Genomic DNA, 7,033 nt, shown 5'->3' on the forward strand with positions numbered 1-7,033 from the left:
TTTCGAATTACTGCTTCTAAAGCACCGACATTTAAAGCTAGAAAAGAATTAAAAGAATCTGTGAAATAATTATACATAGTAAAAAAGGGTTTGATATTCATATCAGATCCTTTTTTCATTATTAGTTTAGTATAATTGCTCATCTTAGCTACTTAACAAGGGTTTAGAAACTAAATATTTTTCAGGTACTACAATCTTAACCTAATAATTTTCTTAGTTTTTGGTATTCACTTTCCCAGCTTAACGGACATGGGGCACTATATCATCAAAAGAAAATTAGATGTTTTTAGTATTAAATAAAATTAGTATCAATACTATCTAGGTTCTTTAAGGAAACCAAATGAGAGAGCAATATTTCAAAGGGTATCTTGTGATATAACTAAGTAGAATTTTTAAGCAAGGAGATGATGAGATGAATAAATTGAAGGGGAAGATTGCATTAGTAACAGGGTCTAGTAGGGGAATAGGCCGAAGCATTGCCTTACATTTGGCACAGGCTGGTGCGTTAGTCGTTGTTCACTATAGTAAAAGAAAAGAAGAAGCAGAAAGTGTAGTGGATAAAATTAAACAAGATGGCGGTTCCGCATTTGCGATTAGTGCAGACTTAAGTACCTTTAACGGTATTAATAAATTGTATTCAATGATGGATCAATCTCTTCAAAAATATATAGGTGATACTACATTTGATATCCTTGTAAACAACGCAGGAATTGGGCAGATTTTAACGTTAGAGGAATCTACAGAGGGGTCTTTTAATGAGGTTATGAATATTAATGTGAAAGCTTCATTTTTCATTATTCAAAAAGCTTTGCCACGTTTAAAAGATGGAGGCCGGATTATCAATATTTCGTCTTTTGTCACACGGGTAGCCACCCCAAGTGTTTTTGCCTACAGTATATCTAAGTGGGCAATTAATACACTCACTCATACTTTAGCACAACAACTTGATGCCCGTGGTATTACAGTAAATGCAATTCTCCCGGGTATAATTAATACAAAAATGAACGCTGAGACATTGGGGAATAGAGATGGACAAAAATATGCCGCAGGTTTATCGACTTTTAATAGGTGGGGAGAACCTAATGATATAGCTGATATTGTAGGTTTTCTTTCTTCATCAGACAGTCGTTGGATAACTGGTGAGTTAATCGATGCAATTGGTGGATCCTGCTTATAATGCGAGAGGAAAAGCCGACTTAAATAGAGTTGGATTTGCAACTCTATTCTTTATTTGTTAAAACACCGAACTACGCACCATTTATTAGCCTTACAAAAACCAGCTTGAAACGAGGCAAAATGTATTAAGTCAATTAAGATAGAGAAGCAATTATGCTGTAGTAGGATTAGTAGTAAGTGTAAATAGTAAAAATGCAATGAATATGCACAATTTCATATGTAAATAGGTACTTTTTGTTAACTCTTTCATAGAGAAGCAAAGGTATGAATTTAGTATGATAGAATCAATTTGTATTAAATATAAAGGGGATGAGTATATGCTAAAAAGAATGATTTTAGGAGTTTCATCATTAGTAGTGGGAGCAACAGTTGGCTTAGCGACTGATGTATCCGCAGCACCTGCACCACCATTAACATCATTAAATGTGGTAAAAGTTGAATCTCAATTAGGCGGGGTTGAATTTATTGGTCCTAATAATTTAAGTACAGTTAAAGATCATGGAGGGAGCTATTTATACATTTATACAAATGAAATGGGATATGGTAGAAATCCAATTGCTCAAATGAGTGGTCAAAAACTAAAAAAAGTAGATTCTAAGATGATTGATATAAATGGGGATAGAACAGTGGATGGATGGGAATATAAATGGGATGCTTCAGGACAGCAAAATGGGCAATTTAAATATCAAAATACATCTACAAATGCACCTTGGAATACATTATCTACGTCATTAAATATTAAATAAACTAACAGAAGAATTCGATGTTATTTTTTTATGTTTGTTATATATGTAATGTTTAGATACCTAAAGGAGTCTACGTTTTTAAGTAGGCTCTTTCTAAATAATGATAAGATATCTGCAAATTGATAAACTATTTTGTCTAATCGGCAAACCAAGTTTACATAATATTTTTCTGGTAAACAATTATGGGTTTAATAGTGTAATCAATAACGAAAGGAAATCTTTTATAAAATCAATTAAATTATTTAGTGGGTCTTTCATCATAAATATCTAAAACTACATATTTATGAAATTTTATAAAATTTTCACTTTATATTTAGCCCTAAATCATATGATTTTAATACAAAATACTATAATTTGATTAATAATAGCAGTGTAAAAAACATTAAATATATTTAGATTTTAGAGCTAATGTTACTTTATTACTTAATTTGTTTAAAGGGATATATAGGGTTATTATTCAATGTAACTAAAATAATTTAAAAGGAGATAGGAAGTTATGTTTAAAGTAAAAACAAGGGGAAAAATAAAAAGAATTGTTATGGTTTCAACGGCTTGTACCATGTTGTCAATGTATGGAGCACCAATACCTAGTACAGAGGCAGCAACCCGATCGCATGCCCCATCAGTTTATGTAACACCACAAAATACTGCTGCTTCAGATATTATTAGTATAGACTGGTCACCAGTCCAAACAGCACCTTATACGTATTGGGCTGTGCATAACTGGAATCAGGGAGGGGAGGGTGGTGGTTATGCGGGCTTCCAACAACAAAGTGGTTTTGATCAATTCGGTAAACGTACCCTTCACTTTGCACTTTGGGATCCAATAGCATCAAACCAAGCAATAAAAGCTGAATATTTATCGCCGACTTCAGAAGCCAGCAGATTTGGTGGAGAAGGAACAGGTCTGAAGGTACAAACAACTTATAATTGGAAAGATAGTGAATGGTATAGAATGACTCTACGCTCTTGGCAAGAAGATGGCCATACAAAGTTTGGCCAGTGGATAAAAGATAATACATTAAATCAATGGAAGTTAGTTGCTATTATGGATCATCCAGTTGCGAATGTTGCATTTAACTATGGTTTATCGATGTTTCAAGAGGACTGGGCTGGTAATGGACAAGATGTAAGAGAAGCACGTCTTAAAAATGGATACAGCAGAAAAGTTTCAGATAAACAATGGAATTCTTGGAATAATCAGCGTATCTCTGGGCAACATGATACGTCCTATCAATACGATGGAGGAGCAACTTCAGAATATCTATGGGTTAGGGCAGGAGGAAATACTCAATCAACTATTGGTACTGGAAAAACTTTTAATATAAATCAGCTTAGTCAACCAGAAATGGGAAATTTAGATTTTGATATCCAAAATACTCGCTTTGAAGCTGGAAAATTAAATGTTTCATGGAAATTGAAAGAACAAAGTACTCCACAGTTTAAAGGGAAAATTGAAATCTATGACAATGAAAAGTTAATGGGACAACCTTTAAAAGTAATTGATAATATTAAGTCCTACCAAACTGAGGTAAGTCAAACTATGCAATTGCCTCAAACAGCTTTTGCTAAAATTACATTAACAGATATATTTGATCGAACTGTAGAGAAAAAAGTAGGAATTACAAATGGAAATTCTGATATTTTAGTAGGGAATCGATTTGCATGGTCCCTAAAAGGAATTAGTGATTTTGAGTTTGCAAAAATCAATTTCAATAAGTCGACAGAAGAAATGCAAATTGACTTAAAAGCAGGCGTACCGCATCATTATTTTAATGAAACGTATGCGAGTATTAAAGTACAAAATGCATCAGGAAAAGTAGTATATAATAATGACATTTATGGAAACAAACAACAAAATGCTGAATCGCAAAAAGTTCCAGTGAAAGTAGGAGATTATATTGAATTAACACATCTTGAAGGTGTACATAGAGCGAATTTCACAAATTTAGACAACAGTAAACAAGAAAGCTTTGGAAAAAAAGCAATGTATGAAGTCACACAAGAAGGCTTGAAGAAAGTAGAAAAAATGCCAGAAGCAACAATTTTAGACGGAAATCAATTTACATGGTCCCTAAAAGGATATAGTGATCGAGAAATTGCAAAGATGGATTATAATAAAGCGGCAGAAGAGCTGAAAATTAAATTAGAAGCTGGTGTACCGCATTCTTACTTCAATAGCACATATGCAAGTATTAAAGTCCAGAACTCGTCTGGTAGCGTTATGTACAATAAGGAAATCATAGGAAATAGACAACAAAATGCTGAAACCCAAACAGTGCCCGTAAAAGTGGGAGATTACATTGAATTAACTCATATAGAAGGAGACGCTGTAAAGGAAAAAACACGCGCAACATTAATGAATCTTGAAAATAACAAAAATGAAACTATTGGAAAGACAGCAAGATACCAGGTTACAAAAGAGGGCTTAAAGAAAGTAGAAAAAATGCCAGAGACAACAATTCTAGATGGAAAACAATTTACATGGTCATTAAAAGGATATAGTGATCGAGAAATTGCAAAAGTAGATTATAATCAAACAGCAGAAGAGCTGAAAATCAAATTAGAAGCTGGCGTACCGCATTCTTACTTCAATAGTACATATGCAAGTATTAAAGTCCAGAACTCGTCTGGTAGCGTTATGTACAATAAAGAAATCATGGGAAATAGACAACAAAATGCTGAAACCCAAACAGTACCTATAAAAGTGGGAGATTATATAGAATTTACTCATATAGAAGGGGATGCAGCTAAGGAAAAAACAAGAGCGACTTTAACTAACCTTGAGAATGGAAAACAGGAATATATAGGAAAGAAAAGAACATATCAGGTTACATCTACAGGATTAATAAGACAATAAATGTATAAAAAAGTTGGGGGAATCCTCAACTTTTTTGTCATTTTAGCCAAGAAGACTCCTTCCTCAAGGAGCGTGAAGGGTCACAGCCCAGTGAGTAGGTGGGAGATGAATTGGCTTCGAACAAGGGATGGCAGGAAGCCATCTTAAATGTTCGACATATAGAAAGTATTACTCCACTAACTATCGAATGTATGTTTGGTGTGTAATAGTCATATAACGAAATGGAGGTGAATTAAATAATGATGAATAAAGCCTATAAGTTTCGTATCTATTCAAATCAAGAACAAGTAATTCTAATCAACAAAACGATTGGGTGTTCTCGTTTTGTATTCAATCATTTCCTAGCCTTATGGGATCACGCATACAAAGAGACAGGAAAAGGCTTGACCTATGGTATATGCTCTGCCAAACTACCTGCCATGAAGAAAGAGCTGGTTTGGCTAAAAGAAGTGGATATTATTGCGATTCAGTCGTCTGTTCGCAACCTTGCGGATGCTTATACGCGCTTTTTCAAAAAACAAAACAGCGCACCGCGCTTTAAATCTAAGAAGAACAACGTACAATCTTATACCACAAAACAAACAAATAAAAACATTGCCGTTGTAGGGAACAAAATAAAGTTGCCGAAACTAGGCCCTGTTCGATTGGAGCGTTTTTCGTAATAATACCATCGCGGCCCAAAAACAACCATCATGATATAGAGGCAAATAATAAGAACATGTTAATTAAAACATGTTCTTATTTAATATAATCGATTCACTTCTTTATAAAAAGTTTGGTTATTTTATTGAAGCTTATTCCACAAAACCCAACCGCTTGTTAACTTTTTTACTGTTTGAAAGCCATACTTTTTATATTGATTCATTTATTGGAAAAACTGAAAGTTTTAAAATCTCTCTATTACATATTTATTTTTGGAAAAATAGCCTAACTCCAAATACTAATAATACTGTGCCAGTAATACCCTCTATTGTACGGTTCACTTTTTCTTTTCTTAAAAAAGTTCTTAATTGACGTATTAGAGAGATATAAAGTAAATACCATATTGCTGTCAAAGTCGTAAATGTGAGTCCCAACAAAAGAAATTGGAAGAAATGACTTTGATTACTCACAATAAATTGGGGTAGAAAACTAAGGAAAAATACAGCCGTTTTTGGGTTTAAGATTGCCGTGGTAAATCCTTGTCTAAAACCTTTGACCGTTCCAATATCCTTAGAGTTTATTTCCACTGAACCTGACATATCTTCTTTTTTAGAAAAGGCACTTTTAATTGACTTTACAGCTAAATAAATTAAATAAAATGCCCCAGCATATTTTATTAATGTAAATAGCATAGCAAATTTCATTAAGATAGCAGAGAGTCCTAGTGTAGCCATTATTGTATGAATCATCATTCCAGATACCGTTCCTAAGACGGTCTTTATCCCACCATTTCTACCATGAGAGATAGTGTTTTTTGTAACTAAAGCAAAACCAGGACCAGGCATCATTATAATAAGGAGTGCTGTAAGGATAAATAGCAAATAGTTTTCCATGTTCTGGTATTTCCTTTCTGATTTTTAGTTTCGCTTATAGTATAGCTTTTTTTCTTAAAACATTAAATATAAAAAGTGTGATCAGGATAGTATCATAAACTTTCAAGGTGTTGTAATTGAATTATAGAGGGCTTCACTTGAATAATGTTCTTCTGTAAATGAGCATTTTAATGGAATGCCAATTAAATAAATAATCAGATTTTTGTATGAAAGGATAACTCAATTAAATAAATTAAGAGTGTTCTTTAATTGCTTTTTCTCGGAACACTCTTAATTTTCTTTCGTTTATCGAGGGTATTAGTATCAACTTGACCAAATATTATCCAAAAACTACATTGATAAAATACACAGCAAAGCTATGCATACATTTTCTTTAGACAATTAGCTAAATATCATCTAAGCTGTAATTTTATGAAAATATAATAGCTGATTTCAAACGTAATTGGAAATAAACGTAAGTCTATGCCCTATTTTTACACGTATCTCGGCTATACCCCATATTGATAAAAAGACGTTATCCTTTCCTATGATTTCTCAGAAAGAATAACGCCTTTTTCTTTTTAGGGGGTATTTTCTCTAGTTAGCTTGATAGCGATGTGGTGGTACCCCACATCCATCAACTTAAGGTATATTTTTAAACAAAATGCGGTCTTTCCATATAGTTTTTTATTATCTTTTGTAGATTTTATAAAAGCGGGCATATCAAATAAACCCTG

Annotated in this window: 4 protein-coding genes and 1 pseudogene; 4 read left to right on the forward strand and 1 reads right to left on the reverse strand. The window is 33.1% G+C overall.

Translation table 11 applies throughout. The annotated features are described in order from the left end of the window. Positions 1–412: 412 nt before the first annotated feature. From ACTFRH_RS30030 to ACTFRH_RS30045, 4 genes and pseudogenes are all read left to right on the forward strand, one after another. Positions 413–1,177: an SDR family NAD(P)-dependent oxidoreductase gene (locus ACTFRH_RS30030; protein WP_001037517.1), complete on the forward strand. Its 765-nt coding sequence runs from the start codon at positions 413–415 to the stop codon at positions 1,175–1,177. A gap of 316 nt (positions 1,178–1,493) precedes the next feature. After that, complete coding sequence (locus ACTFRH_RS30035; protein WP_000919890.1) at positions 1,494–1,922, forward strand: DUF4879 domain-containing protein; 429 nt, start codon at positions 1,494–1,496, stop codon at positions 1,920–1,922. 496 nt (positions 1,923–2,418) lie between these two features. Next, positions 2,419–4,782, forward strand: coding sequence for a putative mucin/carbohydrate-binding domain-containing protein (locus tag ACTFRH_RS30040; protein WP_000477426.1), 2,364 nt, complete (start codon positions 2,419–2,421; stop codon positions 4,780–4,782). Between the two features lie 239 nt (positions 4,783–5,021). Beyond that, positions 5,022–5,435: pseudogene (locus ACTFRH_RS30045) on the forward strand (helix-turn-helix domain-containing protein); the annotation flags it as partial. Between the two features lie 255 nt (positions 5,436–5,690). Here the strand turns inward: ACTFRH_RS30045 and ACTFRH_RS30050 are convergent. Then, complete coding sequence (locus ACTFRH_RS30050; RefSeq protein ID WP_000432976.1) at positions 5,691–6,317, reverse strand: LysE family translocator; 627 nt, start codon at positions 6,315–6,317, stop codon at positions 5,691–5,693. Positions 6,318–7,033: the final 716 nt, after the last annotated feature.

The sequence above is a fragment of the Bacillus cereus group sp. MYBK216-1 genome, assembly GCF_051916495.1.
GTDB lineage: Bacteria > Bacillota > Bacilli > Bacillales > Bacillaceae_G > Bacillus_A > Bacillus_A thuringiensis_K.

Bases quoted from the DNA above. Each gene is read 5' to 3' on its own strand.
- ACTFRH_RS30050 (WP_000432976.1), bottom strand. From the start codon at position 6,317: ATGGAAAACTATTTGCTATTTATCCTTACAGCACTCCTTATTATAATG.
- ACTFRH_RS30040 (WP_000477426.1), top strand. From the start codon at position 2,419: ATGTTTAAAGTAAAAACAAGGGGAAAAATAAAAAGAATTGTTATGGTT.
- ACTFRH_RS30030 (WP_001037517.1), top strand. From the start codon at position 413: ATGAATAAATTGAAGGGGAAGATTGCATTAGTAACAGGGTCTAGTAGG.
- ACTFRH_RS30035 (WP_000919890.1), top strand. From the start codon at position 1,494: ATGCTAAAAAGAATGATTTTAGGAGTTTCATCATTAGTAGTGGGAGCA.